This window comes from Streptomyces sp. YS415, from assembly GCF_023544665.1.
Classification (GTDB): Bacteria; Actinomycetota; Actinomycetes; order Streptomycetales; family Streptomycetaceae; genus Streptomyces.
Window position 1 is genome coordinate 187,177 of record NZ_JAMJFL010000010.1, and the last position, 13,280, is coordinate 200,456.

The 13,280-nt window shown below is 71.9% G+C and carries 13 protein-coding genes; 8 read left to right on the plus strand and 5 right to left on the minus strand.

Features of this window, described 5'->3' with window-relative positions:
- Nucleotides 1-16 precede the first annotated feature (16 nt).
- From M8H82_RS15555 to M8H82_RS15565, 3 genes are all read right to left on the minus strand, one after another.
- Entirely contained in the window at nucleotides 17-922 is a 906-nt protein-coding gene (locus M8H82_RS15555) for a hypothetical protein (protein ID WP_250074238.1), read from the minus strand.
- A gap of 137 nt (nucleotides 923-1,059) precedes the next feature.
- Entirely contained in the window at nucleotides 1,060-1,356 is a 297-nt protein-coding gene (locus M8H82_RS15560; protein ID WP_250074410.1) for a hypothetical protein, read from the minus strand.
- A 135-nt stretch (nucleotides 1,357-1,491) separates the two neighbouring features.
- Nucleotides 1,492-2,091: a class I SAM-dependent methyltransferase gene (locus tag M8H82_RS15565; protein ID WP_250074240.1), complete on the minus strand. Its 600-nt coding sequence runs from the start codon at nucleotides 2,089-2,091 to the stop codon at nucleotides 1,492-1,494.
- Between the two features lie 173 nt (nucleotides 2,092-2,264).
- On the opposite strand from M8H82_RS15565, the gene M8H82_RS15570 reads away from it, so the two are divergent.
- From M8H82_RS15570 to M8H82_RS15600, 7 genes are all read left to right on the plus strand, one after another.
- On the plus strand, nucleotides 2,265-3,038 hold the full coding sequence (locus M8H82_RS15570; RefSeq protein WP_250074243.1) for an MHYT domain-containing protein: 774 nt from the start codon (nucleotides 2,265-2,267) through the stop codon (nucleotides 3,036-3,038).
- 42 nt (nucleotides 3,039-3,080) lie between these two features.
- The gene (locus M8H82_RS15575; RefSeq protein ID WP_250074245.1) at nucleotides 3,081-5,636 is read left to right on the plus strand and encodes a sensor histidine kinase; all 2,556 of its coding nucleotides are present in this window, start codon (nucleotides 3,081-3,083) and stop codon (nucleotides 5,634-5,636) included.
- Nucleotides 5,633-6,106, plus strand: a complete 474-nt coding sequence (locus M8H82_RS15580; RefSeq protein ID WP_374211663.1) for a roadblock/LC7 domain-containing protein — start codon at nucleotides 5,633-5,635, stop codon at nucleotides 6,104-6,106. Before M8H82_RS15575 ends, M8H82_RS15580 begins: the two co-directional genes overlap by 4 nt.
- A gap of 18 nt (nucleotides 6,107-6,124) precedes the next feature.
- On the plus strand, nucleotides 6,125-6,538 hold the full coding sequence (locus M8H82_RS15585; protein WP_250074248.1) for a DUF742 domain-containing protein: 414 nt from the start codon (nucleotides 6,125-6,127) through the stop codon (nucleotides 6,536-6,538).
- 197 nt (nucleotides 6,539-6,735) lie between these two features.
- The gene (locus M8H82_RS15590) at nucleotides 6,736-7,341 is read left to right on the plus strand and encodes an ATP/GTP-binding protein (RefSeq protein ID WP_250074251.1); all 606 of its coding nucleotides are present in this window, start codon (nucleotides 6,736-6,738) and stop codon (nucleotides 7,339-7,341) included.
- Between the two features lie 175 nt (nucleotides 7,342-7,516).
- A complete protein-coding gene (locus M8H82_RS15595; RefSeq protein WP_250074254.1) occupies nucleotides 7,517-7,930 on the plus strand; it encodes a roadblock/LC7 domain-containing protein in 414 nt (137 codons plus the stop codon).
- 126 nt (nucleotides 7,931-8,056) lie between these two features.
- Nucleotides 8,057-8,923: a DUF6397 family protein gene (locus M8H82_RS15600; RefSeq protein WP_250074256.1), complete on the plus strand. Its 867-nt coding sequence runs from the start codon at nucleotides 8,057-8,059 to the stop codon at nucleotides 8,921-8,923.
- 1 nt (nucleotide 8,924) lies between these two features.
- On the opposite strand, the gene M8H82_RS15605 is transcribed toward M8H82_RS15600, so the two are convergent.
- Both M8H82_RS15605 and M8H82_RS15610 read right to left on the minus strand, forming a co-directional pair.
- Nucleotides 8,925-9,794 carry an acyl-CoA thioesterase II gene (locus M8H82_RS15605; RefSeq protein WP_250074259.1) on the minus strand — a complete coding sequence of 290 codons (870 nt, stop codon included), beginning with the start codon at nucleotides 9,792-9,794 and terminating at the stop codon, nucleotides 8,925-8,927.
- Nucleotides 9,795-9,813: 19 nt separating this feature from the next.
- Nucleotides 9,814-12,327, minus strand: a complete 2,514-nt coding sequence (locus M8H82_RS15610; protein ID WP_250074260.1) for a DEAD/DEAH box helicase — start codon at nucleotides 12,325-12,327, stop codon at nucleotides 9,814-9,816.
- Nucleotides 12,328-12,472: 145 nt separating this feature from the next.
- On the opposite strand from M8H82_RS15610, the gene M8H82_RS15615 reads away from it, so the two are divergent.
- Nucleotides 12,473-13,267, plus strand: a complete 795-nt coding sequence (locus M8H82_RS15615) for a metal-dependent hydrolase (RefSeq protein ID WP_250074263.1) — start codon at nucleotides 12,473-12,475, stop codon at nucleotides 13,265-13,267.
- Nucleotides 13,268-13,280: the final 13 nt, after the last annotated feature.

A 13,280-nucleotide genomic window follows, 5' to 3' on the forward strand; every position in this document is an offset into this window, starting at 1 on the left:
AACGGCGTCGACGGCCTCAGCTGGGGCGTACCGCCATCTTGTCGAGCGCCTCCAGCAGACCCGGCAGTTCCGGGCCGCGGCCCACCGGCAGGACCTCGCCGGGCTCGTCGTCGAGCAGCACGAACGCGATGTCGTCGGTCCTGGCCACGAGCGACCAGCCGGGACCGTCGGCACGCAAGGTGCGGGCGTCGCCCGAGGCGAAGGCGGACCGGACCCGTCCGAGGGGCGGCGGGTTGTCCACGTACGCGCGTGCCTCGGCGAGGACCCGGCGGATGCCGCTGTGCCCCTTGGGCTTCGGCTCGCCCTCGTCCGACGACTCACGCGAGGACTCGCCCGCGGTCTCCTGCGGTGCGGCCTCGGCGGCCTCCTGGGCGACCTCCAGGCCCTCGGCGGCCCCCGGGCCGTCCCCGGAACTCGGGAAGTCGGCGTCGTCGATCTGCTCGCGCCACAGCGCCCACTGCAGGGCGATCTCGTCGGCGCCGAGCCGGCGCTGTGCCGGGCCCCAGGTGGAGGTGTCCGGCGGTGCCAGGGGCGGACCGTCGGCGTCGTCGGGGTCGGGGTCGTGCGGCGGGGGCACGTTGGGGGCCGCTACGGCGACCGCCAGGGGCCAGCCGGGCAGGGCGGCCACGACCGTGCGCTCGTCGGGCGACAGGTCGTACTCCATGCCGCAGTCCCACGACGCGATGGCGACCGCGACCAGCGAGACGTCGTCGATGACGACCGTCCAGCGGGCACCGTCGCCGTCCTGGCCGAGCACCAGCCCGTACCCGTCGGCGAGGGGCGCGAGGCCGAGCGCCGCGCATGCCTCCGGATAGTCGTCGCCCAGCACGCTCGGGAACTTCGCAGGCGTCAGCAGCACCGCCGTCAGCACATAGAGCGCGTCGTCCTCGGCGGCGACGGCGTCCTCGTCCGTCCCGGCCATCCCAGCCTCCCCATCGGTTCGTCCATCGGCGCGCACCCTAATGCGAGCGGAAGGCCCTTGTCACGACTCCCCAGCCCACCCGGAGCTGCAGCTTTCCACCTGGACGGGGTGAAATCGACCTGTGAGCGCGGCGCGGTTCAGGCCGCCGGCAGGCCGAGGAGGTCCCGCGCGACGGTCCCGGGGGACTCGTCGCGTGCCCGCGCGAGGGCGATGACGGCCCGGCAGGCCAGCTCGTTCACCCCGAACGACAGCGCCTCCGGCGACACCCATCCCGCCGCCTCGTCGATGCGCTCCTGGTCGTCCTCCGCGCAGGCCGAGACGTAGGCTGCGGCGGCCTCGAACAGGTTGTGCGTACGGCCGTCCTGATCGCCGCCGGACTCCGTGCGCCATGCGTCCAGAACTCTGCCCCAGGACTGTCGGATCCTGCCGAGCATGCTGACCACCTTCCCCTGCGTGGTTGCCATGGCTGATCGTCCATCTCCTGCTGTTCAACGTAGAGTTGAAATTCCGGGGGCAGAAGGGGGACGGCGCGGTCGAGGGCGCCGGGTGCCCGGCCGGGCGCGCTGAGCTCAGCCCTCGCGTACGGCGAGCGCCAGGAAGCGGTCGTCCGCGTCGACGTACGACGTCATGCGCCACCCGGAACCGGCCAGCAGCGGCCGGAGGCTGGCCTCCGCCCGCAGGTCGTCCGGGGTGATCTGCCGCCCCTGACGAGCCGCGAGGGCGGCCCTGCCGATCGGGTGGAACAGGGCGAGGGTGCCGCCCGGGCGCACCACACGGGCCAACTCCCGCAGGTTCCGCGCCGGATGGGGCAGGTGCGCGATGAGCCCTGCTCCGAACACGGCGTCCAGCGACTCCGACCGCAGCGGGAGCGCCGCCACGTCGGTGAGCAGCAGCTGCCCGTCCCGGTGCCGTCCCGCCCGTACGGCGGCCTGCAGCATGGCCGGAGTGAGATCGGCGCCGAGGACCACTCCCGAGGCTCCCACGGCCGCACGCAGGGGCGGCAAGGCCCGTCCGGTGCCGCAGCCCGCGTCGAGCACGCGGTCCCCCTCGCGCAGACCGAGGTCGGCGACCGCGGCATCGTACGCGGGGCCGTCGTCGGGGAACCTGGCGTCCCAGTCGGCGGCGCGGGCGGTGAAGAACTCCTGGACATGTGTGTGGTCGTCGCTCATGTTCCGCATGATCCCTCACCGGAGGGAGTGACCTCCTCGCTTGCAGAGATGACGCAGCGGCGCACATGTTCGAGCGGCAGCCGATCGTTTCGAGCGGAATCCGTGTCATATTGCAACAGCTTTCGAAATGCGCCCTCTTTGTGCGCCCCTGCCCCGACTAGCGTCCCTGGGCCATGGGACACCTGGACCACGCCGCCCTGGGGTGGCTGACCCCCGCGCTGTCGTACGCCATGGCCTGCATCGGCGCCGCGCTGGGGCTGCGCTGCACCGTCCGCGCCCTCGGCGCCACCGGCCGCTCGCGCCGCAACTGGCTCGTCACCGCCGCCTCCGCCCTCGGCACCGGCATCTGGACCATGCACTTCGTGGCCATGCTGGGCTTCAGCGTCAGTGGCACCGACATCCGCTACGACGTGCCGCTGACCGTCGCGAGCCTGCTCGTCGCCATGGCCGTCGTCTGCGCCGGGGTCTTCGCCGTCGGCTACAGCCGCGACCGCACGCGCGCACTCCTCCTGGGCGGTCTCACCACCGGGCTGGGGGTGGCCAGCATGCACTACCTGGGCATGGCGGCCGTGCGCCTGCACGGCGACGTGAGCTACGACCCCGCCCTCGTCGGGCTCTCGGTGCTGATCGCCGTCGTCGCCGCCACGGCGGCACTGTGGGCGGCGCTCAACATCAAGTCGGCCGTCGCCGTCACCGTCGCCTCCCTGATCATGGGCGCGGCGGTGAGCAGCATGCACTACACCGGGATGTTCGCGGTGAGCGTGCGGGTCGCACCCGCCGGGGACGTCCTGCCCGGGGCCACGGCGATGCAGTTCATCTTCCCCCTCGCCGTCGGCCTCGGGTCCTATCTCTTCCTGACCTCGGCCTTCGTCGCCCTGTCCCCGACGACGGGGGAGCGCGCGGCCTCCGCCTCCGCGCAGCGGCCGGTCCAGAGCGTCGCCCGCTAGCCCCCGGCGCGCCCCGACGAACCCCTTCCGAGCGAGGAGGCCATGCGTACACCCCGTAGGACCACCGCACCCGGCGCCGAGACGCCGTCGTCACCGCTCGTGCGCGGCCGCCGCGCCCACGCGGGACCGCCCGCCGACGAAGGCCCGGACGGGCCCGCGGGCGCGCTGCCCGAGGACGTACCCGCGCGCGCAGGGGGGTGGCGGATCCGGCCGCGCACCGTCCGGGCCAAGATCGTCTGCCTGCTGATGGTGCCCGTGGTCTCCCTGCTGGCCCTGTGGGCCCACGCCACGGTCACCACCGCGCAGGACGTCTCCGGACTCCGGCAGGTTCAGCGCGTCGACGCCGAGATCCGCGCGCCCGTCGCGACCGCCGTCGCCGCCCTCCAGACCGAGCGCGCGACCGCGGTCCGGCTCACCACGGACCCCGCCTCGGTGCAGGCCGGCGACTACCGGAAGCTCACCGAACGCACCGACGCCGCCGTGGCCGAGCTGCGGCTCGGCGACACCAGCACCGTCGCCGACTCCGAGGAACTGCCCGCCGGAGTGGCCCAGCGGCTGGAGGACTTCGTCACCGGTGCCGAACGGCTCGGCTCGCTGCGGACCGCGGTGCTGGACCGCAGGGCAGGCTGGGAGCAGACCTACGCGCGGTACACGCAGACGATCGCGGCGGCCTTCTCCGTGGGCGGCGCCCTGACCGGCATCCAGGACGCCGATCTCGGCTCCGACGCGCGCGTGCTGCTCGAGTTCTCCCGCGCGGGGGAGGCGTTGGCCCAGGAGGACGCCGTCCTGGTCGGCGCGCGCCTGGCCGGGAAGCTCGACGGAGACCGGCTGCGGCTGTTCGCCGGCGCGGTCGAGACCCGACGTACCCTCACGGAGGCCGCCGTCGCCGACCTGCGCGGCCCCGAGCGCACCGCCTGGCACGAGCTCGCCTCCGGCGGTGACTACGCCGCCGTGGGCGCCGCGGAGGACGCGGTCCTCGCCGCCGCACCGGGAACGCGCGCGATCCACGCCGCCCCGCAGGCCGCCTGGGACGGGGCACTCGCGCGCGTGCGGGACGAGATGCGCACCATCGAGGCCGACGCGGGACGCGAAGTCGTCGAGCGGGCCGACCCGTTCACCCGTGGACTGCTCACCCCGGCCGGCGCCGCCGTGCTGTTCGGCCTCGCCGCCGTCGCCGCCTCGCTGGTGATCTCGGTGCGCATCGGCCGCGGCCTGGTCGTGGAACTGGTGAGCCTGCGCAACAGCGCGCTGGAGATCGCCCGCCACAAGCTGCCCGAAGCCATGCGGCGACTGCGCGCCGGGGAGGAGATCGACGTCCGGGCCGAGGCCCCGCCGGGTCCGCCCGCCGAGGACGAGAGCGGACAGGTCGCCGAGGCGCTGGGCACCGTCCACCGCGCAGCCCTGCGCGCCGCCGTGGAGCGGGCCGAACTCGCCAGCGGCATCTCCGGGGTCTTCGTCAACCTCGCCCGCCGCAGCCAGGTCCTGGTCCACCGGCAGCTCAGCCTGCTGGACAGCATGGAGCGCCGCTCCGACGACCCCAACGAACTGAGCGACCTGTTCCGGCTGGACCACCTAACCACCCGTATGCGCCGGCACGCGGAAAGCCTGATCATCCTGTCCGGCGCGGCACCCGGCCGCGCCTGGCGGATGCCGGTCTCCCTGACGAACGTGGTGCGCGCGGCCGTCTCCGAGGTCGAGGACTACGCGCGCGTGGAGGTACGACAGTTGCCCGAGGCCGCCGTCGTCGGCGGGGCCGTCGCCGACCTCACCCACCTGCTGGCGGAACTCGTCGAGAACGCCGCACAGTTCTCGCCGCCCCACACGCGCGTGCGCGTCACCGGCGAACCCGTGGGCAACGGCTACGCGGTCGAGGTCGAGGACCGCGGACTCGGCATGGGCAAGGAGACCCTCGCCGAGGCCAACCGCCGCATCGAGCAGTCCGAGGCGCTCGACCTGTTCGACAGCGACCGGCTGGGTCTTTTCGTGGTGAGCAGGCTCGCCGCCCGGCACGGCATCAAGGTGCACCTGCGCACCTCGCCCTACGGCGGCACCACCGCGGTCGTTTTGCTGCCCACCTCGTTGCTGCACGGCGGCGCGGCGGAACGTTCCCCCCGCAAGGCCGCCGAAGCGCCCCGGCCCGCCGAGCGCGAGTACGCGCGCGTGCCCGGCGGCACCGCGCACCAGGAGCCGGTCGAGGCACCGGCCGGCCGGCCCGCGCTGGTGGCCCCCGCCCCCGCGCCCACGGCCGCGACGACCGCTACCGACACCCCGCCCCCCGGAGTCACCGTCACCGACACCCCGCCCCCCGGAGTCACCGCCTTGCGACTGCACCGCCCCCCGGACGACGCCGACGGCTCCGACGACCTCCCGCGCCGCGTCCGGCAGGCGAGCCTCGCCCCCCAGCTGCGCGAGCCGCACGCCGAGGAGCCCGACCGGCCGTCCGCCCGGGACGAGGACCGGCGCACGCCCGAACTGGTACGGGACCGCATGGCGGCGTACCGCGACGGCTGGACGCGCGGCGGCGGGCGGCGCCCCGGCCGAGGTGCCGCCCCCGATCCGACAGTGCGCAGAGACAGCAGCGAAGGAGACCCTGCATGATCCAGGACCCCGGCATGAGGGACGGCGTGGGGGTCCCCCCGCGCGAGCGAAGCCGAGAGTGGGGGAGGTCCGGCGAACTCGACTGGCTGCTGGACGACTTGGTGCTGCGCGTGAGCGAGGTGCGCCACGCGGTGGTGCTCTCCAACGACGGGCTCGCCGTGGGCGCGTCGACCGATCTCAGCCGTGAGGACGCCGAGCATCTGGCGGCGGTCGCGTCCGGTTTCCACAGTCTGGCCAAGGGCGCGGGCCGGCACTTCGGAGCCGGTGGCGTGCGCCAGACCATGGTGGAGATGGACGACGGCTTCCTGTTCGTGGCCGCCGCGGGCGACGGCTCCTGCCTCGCCGTCCTCACCGCCGTTGCCGCCGACATCGGCCTGGTCGCCTACGAGATGGCGCGACTGGTGAAACGTGTCGGCGAACACCTCCGCACCGCCCCGCGCGTCGCGGCACGGCCGCCCGCCGCAGGCTGAGGCAGGCGGTCGGTACCGATGAACGAAGACCTGAGGGGCGCCCTGCGCGAGCAGGGCAGCCAGTGGTACGACAACGAGGCCGGACCCCTCGTCCGCCCGTACGCCATGACGGGCGGGCGCACCAAGCCGGGCCCCACCGGAGTCCGCTTCGACCTGATCGCGCTCGTCACCCTGGACGCGAGCGCCCCGGGCGTCGACGACGACACCGCGCTCGGTCCGGAGCACCGGGCGCTGATCGACCTGTGCCGGCCCGAGACCCAGTCGGTCGCCGAACTGGCCGCCGGCGCCGACCTTCCGGTAGGCGTCGTGCGCGTGCTCCTCGGTGACCTCCTGGAAATGGGATGCGTCACCGTCAGCCGCCCGGTGCCGCCCGCGCAGCTTCCCGACGAACGGATTCTGCGCGAAGTCATCGAAGGATTGCGGGCGCTGTAGATGACGGTTCAGGACACGGAAGCACCACCAGTCGGTCGAATAGGGCAAAAACCGGTCGAATCCCTCGGGGTGGAGCCGGAGTTGTCATGATGCTGACCTCGCACACACGCACTGAAGCCGCGTACGCACGTTCCGTGAGAGCGCGGTGCACACCCGACGACGTCGCCCGTTGCCGGCACTCCCGAGAGAAGTGATCGATGGTCTCCGAGCACTCCGCTGACCAGGACGGCGAGACGGCCGCCCTGGCGCTGAAGATCCTGGTCGCCGGCGGTTTCGGCGTGGGCAAGACGACTCTGGTGGGCGCGGTCAGTGAGATCAGGCCGCTGCGCACCGAGGAACTGCTCAGCGAAGCCGGCCAGTCGGTGGACGACACCGACGGCGTGGACCAGAAGGTCACCACGACCGTGGCCATGGACTTCGGGCGCATCACCATCCGGTCCGGGCTTTCCCTCTATCTGTTCGGCACGCCCGGCCAAGACCGCTTCTGGTTCCTGTGGGACGAGCTCTCCCAGGGCGCCCTCGGTGCCGTGGTCCTCGCCGACACGCGGCGCCTGGAGGACTGCTTCCCCGCCGTGGACTACTTCGAGCACCGGCACATCCCGTTCGTGGTGGCCGTCAACTGCTTCACGGGCGCCCGCTCCTACGGCGCCCGCGACGTCTCGCGCGCCCTCGACCTCGACAACGGCACGCCCGTGGTGCTCTGCGACGCCCGGGACCGCGACTCGGGCAAGGAGGTGCTCATCCGGCTCGTCGAGTACGCCGGGCGGATGCACACCGCCCGGCTGCTGGACTCGGTGAGCTGAACCGGCGCGGCTGGCGACGGACTTGGTGTGCCAGGGCCTGCTCGATCGCCCTTCGGTGTCGGTCATCTTCTGTGCCGTGTCCCCGTCCTCCTTGCCCGGAGCCCGGCTCGTCGGCAAGGCTGGCGAACAGATACCCCCTCGACCAAGGGGGAGACATCGCACGGGGAGACAGGACATGGCGCAGAATCAGGGACTGGGCTGGCTCTTGGACGATCTGACCGAGCGTGTGGAGCATGTGCGGCATGCGCTGGTCCTGTCCAACGACGGGCTGGTGACGGGGGCGAGCACGGGGCTGCGCCGCGAGGACGCCGAGCATCTGGCGGCGGTCTCCTCCGGGCTGCACAGCCTCGCCAAGGGCTCCGGCCACCACTTCGGCGCCGGCAGGGTGCGTCAGACGATGGTCGAGTTCGACGACGCGGTCCTGTTCGTGACCGCCGCGGGGACCGGCAGCTGCCTCTGCGTCCTCAGCGGCGCGGAGGCCGACATCGGTTTGATCGCGTACGAGATGACGCTGCTCGTCAACCGGGTCGGCGAGCACCTCGCGGTCGACGCGAGAAAGCCGGAACGGGATTTCCCTCCACAGCCCTGACCTGCGCTTTTGATCCACTCGGTGGAGTTATCCACAGGCTTGCGCCGAGATCCGCCGCATTGGCTACCGTTTTGTCACGGCGAACGCACACAGCGTGAGCATCCGGCTCCACGGGGGAGATCGACGATGACAGGCGACACCATCACCCAACGGCACGGCACCTCCTGCACGCCCGGACGGGCCGCACGGGAACTGGGGCTGAAGCGGCGCGAGTTCGACCTCGCGGTCCACCTCGGCCGGATCCGGACCGTGCCGGACGAAGCGGGAGGCGGCGCCCGCCGCGTCGAGCGTGCGGAGATCGAGCGGGTCCGGGCCGCGCCGGGCTTTCCCGAGACGCTCCTGGAGCGGGTGAAGACGGTCGGCACCACCGAAGGGGCGGCCCTGATGCAGGTACCGCCCGGCCGCTTCACCCGCCTTGCCCGGCTGGGCCTGGTGGTGCCCGTGTCCTTCTACCTCAACCGCTACCGGGCCGTGGTCTGGATGTATCTGGCCGAGGAGCTGCGGCAGTTCGCGGCCGACGAGAAGAACACCCCGCTGTTGAAGGCGCGCACCCCCGAAGGGCTGCGGGACCAGTTGGACGCCGGCCTGGACCTGCGCCCGCGCAACTGGCGCGGACGCCATCTGGGATTCGTGCTGCGGCAGACCGACGATCCGTGGCAGCAGGCCGGGGCCGTCTCCGCCTTCCTCGACCCCGTCCAGATCGCGGAGGTCGTCACCGACCCCTACGAACGCTCCCATCTGAACCGCTTCCGGCCCGGGCCGCCCGTGCACGGAGCACCGGGATCACCGGCCGCGCGCCTGTGCGAGCAGCTCATGACGGCGGACGACGCCGACGAGATCGGCTGGCTGCGGGCCGACCTCGCGCGGGCGGTCGACGAGGCGCGCGAGCACCGCCCCGCCCCGCGCCCGGCGGCGAAGCCCGCTCCCGAGGTGCCCGACGAACCCCGCCCGCCACACCGTCTGCTGGGCTGGCTGCGCCGCAGAGGCGCCTGACCTACAGCGCCCGGAACAGCCCTTCCTGGACTACGGAGACCAGCAGCCGCCCCTGGAGGTCATAGATCCGCCCGCGGGCCAGACCGCGCCCGCCCGTGGCGATCGGCGACTCCTGGTCGTACAGGAACCACTCGTCCGCGCGGAACGGCCGGTGGAACCACATCGCGTGGTCCAGCGACGCGATGTCGAAGCTCCGCGGGCCCCACAGAGGTTCGACCGGGATGCGCACCGCGTCCAGCAAGGTCATGTCACTGGCGTAGGTGAGCGCGCAGGTGTGCACGACCGGATCGTCGCCGAGCGGGCCGACCGCCCGCATCCACACCGCGCTGCGCGGCTCGGCGTCCTTGACCTCCTCGGGCGTCCAGCGCAACCGGTCCACATAGCGGATGTCGAAGGGCTGGCGGCGCGCCATCCGCTCCAACTGCTCCGGCAGCGCCCCCAGATGCTCCCGGATCTCGTCGGTGACCGTCGGCAGCGACTCCGGGTCCGGGACCTCGCGGGCCGGCGGCAGCTGGTGCTCGAAGCTCCCCTGCTCAGGCTTGTGAAAGGAGGCGGTGAGATTGAAGATCGTGCGGCCCTGTTGCACGGCGGTGACCCGGCGGGTCGTGAACGACCGCCCGTCCCGCACCCGTTCGACCTGGTACACGATCGGCACACCCGGCCGGCCCGGGCGCAGGAAGTACGCGTGCAGCGAGTGCACCGGACGCTCGCCGTCCGTGGTCCGCGCGGCGGCGATCAGCGCCTGGCCGGCGACCTGGCCGCCGAAGACACGCTGGAGGGACTCCTGGGGACTGCGGCCGCGGAAGATGTTGAGCTCGATCTGCTCCAGGTCGAGCAGGTCGACGAGCTTCTCGGCCGGATTCGTCGTCATGGGTGGGTTTCTCCTGTGCTCACAACTGGCCTACGTCGGTGACGCGGACCACCGCGCGGCCCTCCGCGTCGGAGGCGGTGAGGTCGACCTCCGCGCTGATGCCCCAGTCGTGGTCCCCGTTCGGGTCGTCGAAGATCTGGCGGACGCGCCACAGCCGGTTCGCCGGCTCCTCCTCGATCACCAGCAGTTTCGGGCCGCGGGCGTTGGGTCCGGTGCCGAGGTCGTCGTACTCGTCCCAGTACTTGTCCATGGCCTCGCCCCAGGCGTCCGCGTCCCAGCCGGCGTCGGCGTCCAGTTCGCCCAGCTCCTCGACCTGGTCGAGCGCGGCGAGCTCGACACGGCGGAAGAGGGCGTTGCGGACCAGGACGCGGAAGGCACGGGCGTTGGTGGTGACCGGCTTGACCTCGTCGGCCTTCTCCTGGGCCTCCTCCGCGGTCATCACCTCCGGGTTGGCGAGCTGCTCCCACTCGTCCAGCAGGCTGGAGTCGACCTGGCGGACCATCTCGCCCAGCCACTCGATCAGGTCCTGCAGGTCCTCGGACTTCAGGTCGTCCGGGATGTTGTGGTCGAGCGTCTTGTAGGCGCTCGCCAGGTAGCGCAGCACGATGCCCTCGGTGCGGGCCAGCTCGTAGTGGGACACCAACTCCGTGAAGGTCATCGCCCGTTCGTACATGTCGCGGATGACCGACTTCGGCGAGAGCGGATGGTCACCGACCCAGGGGTGGCTCTTGCGGTACGTGTCGTAGGCGTGGAAGAGCAGCTCTTCCAGGGGCTTGGGGTAGCTGATGTCCTGGAGGCGCTCCATGCGCTCCTCGTACTCGACGCCGTCGGCCTTCATCGCGGCGACGGCCTCGCCCTTGGCCTTGTTCAGCTGGGCGACGAGGATCTGCCGCGGGTCGTCCAGGGTGGACTCCACGACGGACACCATGTCCAGGGCGTAGGACGGCGACTCCGGGTCCAGCAGCTCGAACGCGGCCAGCGCAAAGGTGGACAGCGGCTGGTTGAGCGCGAAGTCCTGCTGCAGATCGACGGTGAGCCGCACGATCCGGCCCTCGGCGTCCGGCTGGTCGAGCTTCTCGACGATGCCGCCGTCCAGGAGCGAGCGGTAGATGGCGATCGCGCGCCGGATGTGCCGGAGCTGCTGCTTGCGCGGCTCGTGGTTGTCCTCCAGCAGATGCCGCATCGCCTCGAAGGCGTTGCCCGGCCGGGCGATCACCGACAGCAGCATGGTGTGCGTCACCCGGAAACGCGAGGTCAGCGGCTCCGGCTCGGAGGAGATGAGCTTCTCGAAGGTGTTCTCCGTCCAGCCGACGAAACCCTCGGGCGCCTTCTTGCGGACGACCTTGCGCCGCTTCTTGGGGTCGTCGCCGGCCTTGGCGAGCGCCTTCTCGTTCTCGATGACGTGCTCGGGCGCCTGGGCGACGACGAAGCCCGCCGTGTCGAAGCCCGCACGGCCGGCGCGGCCCGCGATCTGGTGGAACTCACGGGCGCGCAGCGTACGGACCCGGCTGCCGTCGTACTTCGTCAGCGCCGTGAACAGCACCGTGCGGATGGGCACGTTGACGCCCACGCCCAGGGTGTCCGTGCCGCAGATGACCTTCAGCAGACCGGCCTGGGCGAGCTTCTCCACCAGGCGGCGGTACTTGGGCAGCATGCCCGCGTGATGGACACCGATACCGTGCCGGACGTAACGGGAGAGGTTGCGGCCGAACTTGGTGGTGAAGCGGAAGTTGCCGATCAGCTCGGCGATCCGGTCCTTCTCCTCGCGCGAGCACATGTTGATGCTCATCAGCGCCTGCGCCCGCTCCACCGCCTGCGCCTGCGTGAAGTGCACGATGTAGACCGGCGCCTGCTTGGTCTCCAGCAGCTCGGTCAGCGTCTCGGTGAGCGGCGTGAGCTTGTACTCGTAGGACAGCGGCACGGGACGGGTCGCCGAGCGGACCACGGCCGTGGGGCGGCCGGTGCGCCGGGTGAGGTCCCCCTCGAACATCGAGACGTCACCGAGCGTGGCCGACATCAGCACGAACTGCGCCTGCGGCAGTTCGAGGATCGGGATCTGCCAGGCCCATCCGCGGTCCGCCTCCGCGTAGAAATGGAACTCGTCCATGACGACCTGGCCGACATCGGCGTGCTTGCCGTCGCGCAGCGCGATCGAGGCGAGGACCTCGGCGGTGCAGCAGATGACCGGGGCGTCGGAGTTGACGGACGCGTCACCGGTGAGCATGCCGACGTTCTCGGTGCCGAAGATCTTGCACAGCTCGAAGAACTTCTCCGACACCAGCGCCTTGATCGGAGCCGTGTAGAAGGTGACCTCGTCCCGGGCGAGCGCGGCGAAGTGGGCACCCGCCGCGATCATGCTCTTGCCGGAGCCGGTGGGCGTCGACACGATCACGTTCGCGCCGGACACCGCCTCGATCAGCGCCTCCTCCTGGTGGGGGTAGAGAGTCAGACCGCGCTCCTGGGCCCACGACTCGAAGGCTTCGTACAGGGCGTCGGGGTCGGGGGTCGGCGGCAGCTGATCGATGAGGGTCACCCACCCATCTTGCCTGGCGTCCTGGCCGACGGGGGAATCGGCTGCCCGCACGAAGATCGCGAACGCTACGCTGTGTCGCCGACGACACGTCGGCGCACTCCGTCAACTGGACAGCGGCACACGAGGAATGGGGCGGGCAACGGCCATGATGGGACCAGCACACTCACTGTCGGGCGCCGCCGCCTGGCTCGGCGTCGGGGCGGCGGCCGCCGCGACCGGGCGTCCGATGCCCTGGCCCGTCGTCCTGGTCGGCGCGCTGATCTGCGCCGGTGCTGCGCTGGCCCCGGACCTCGACCACAAGGCGGCCACCATCTCCCGGGCCTTCGGCCCGCTCTCCCGGGGGCTGTGCGAGATCGTCGACAAGCTCTCCTACGCCGTCTACAAGGCGACCAAGAAGCAGGGCGACCCGCGTCGCTCCGGCGGTCACCGTACGCTCACGCACACCTGGCTGTGGGCGGTCCTGATCGGTGCGGGTTCCTCGGCGCTGGCGGTCAACGGTGGGCGCTGGGCGGTGCTGGGGATCCTCTTCGCGCACGTGGTGCTGGCCATCGAGGGTCTGCTGTGGCGGGCGACGCGGGGTTCCAGCAGCGATGTCCTGGTCTGGCTGCTGGGGGCGACCAGCGCCTGGATCCTGGCGGGGGTGCTGGCCAAGCCGGGCAACGGCGCGGACTGGCTGTTCACGGAGCCGGGCCAGGAGTACCTGTGGCTGGGGCTGCCGATCGTGCTGGGGGCGCTGGTGCACGACATCGGGGACGCGCTGACGGTGTCGGGCTGCCCGATCCTGTGGCCGATCCCGGTGGGCCGCAAGCGCTGGTACCCGATCGGACCGCCGAAGGTCCTGCGGTTCCGGGCGGGCAGCTGGGTGGAGCTGAAGGTGCTGATGCCGGCGTTCATGCTGCTCGGCGGCGTGGGCGGTGCCGCAGCCCTCAACGTGATCTGAGCGAGCGAGGCTC

What these genes read in the sequence shown, in the direction of transcription:
- M8H82_RS15615 (WP_250074263.1), top strand. Translation starts at nt 12,473, where the DNA reads ATGATGGGACCAGCACACTCACTGTCGGGCGCCGCCGCCTGGCTCGGC.
- M8H82_RS15560 (WP_250074410.1), bottom strand. Translation starts at nt 1,356, where the DNA reads ATGCTCGGCAGGATCCGACAGTCCTGGGGCAGAGTTCTGGACGCATGG.
- M8H82_RS15565 (WP_250074240.1), bottom strand. Translation starts at nt 2,091, where the DNA reads ATGAGCGACGACCACACACATGTCCAGGAGTTCTTCACCGCCCGCGCC.
- M8H82_RS15575 (WP_250074245.1), top strand. Translation starts at nt 3,081, where the DNA reads ATGCGTACACCCCGTAGGACCACCGCACCCGGCGCCGAGACGCCGTCG.
- M8H82_RS15600 (WP_250074256.1), top strand. Translation starts at nt 8,057, where the DNA reads ATGACAGGCGACACCATCACCCAACGGCACGGCACCTCCTGCACGCCC.
- M8H82_RS15605 (WP_250074259.1), bottom strand. Translation starts at nt 9,794, where the DNA reads ATGACGACGAATCCGGCCGAGAAGCTCGTCGACCTGCTCGACCTGGAG.
- M8H82_RS15590 (WP_250074251.1), top strand. Translation starts at nt 6,736, where the DNA reads ATGGTCTCCGAGCACTCCGCTGACCAGGACGGCGAGACGGCCGCCCTG.
- M8H82_RS15595 (WP_250074254.1), top strand. Translation starts at nt 7,517, where the DNA reads ATGGCGCAGAATCAGGGACTGGGCTGGCTCTTGGACGATCTGACCGAG.
- M8H82_RS15580 (WP_374211663.1), top strand. Translation starts at nt 5,633, where the DNA reads ATGATCCAGGACCCCGGCATGAGGGACGGCGTGGGGGTCCCCCCGCGC.
- M8H82_RS15585 (WP_250074248.1), top strand. Translation starts at nt 6,125, where the DNA reads ATGAACGAAGACCTGAGGGGCGCCCTGCGCGAGCAGGGCAGCCAGTGG.
- M8H82_RS15570 (WP_250074243.1), top strand. Translation starts at nt 2,265, where the DNA reads ATGGGACACCTGGACCACGCCGCCCTGGGGTGGCTGACCCCCGCGCTG.
- M8H82_RS15555 (WP_250074238.1), bottom strand. Translation starts at nt 922, where the DNA reads ATGGCCGGGACGGACGAGGACGCCGTCGCCGCCGAGGACGACGCGCTC.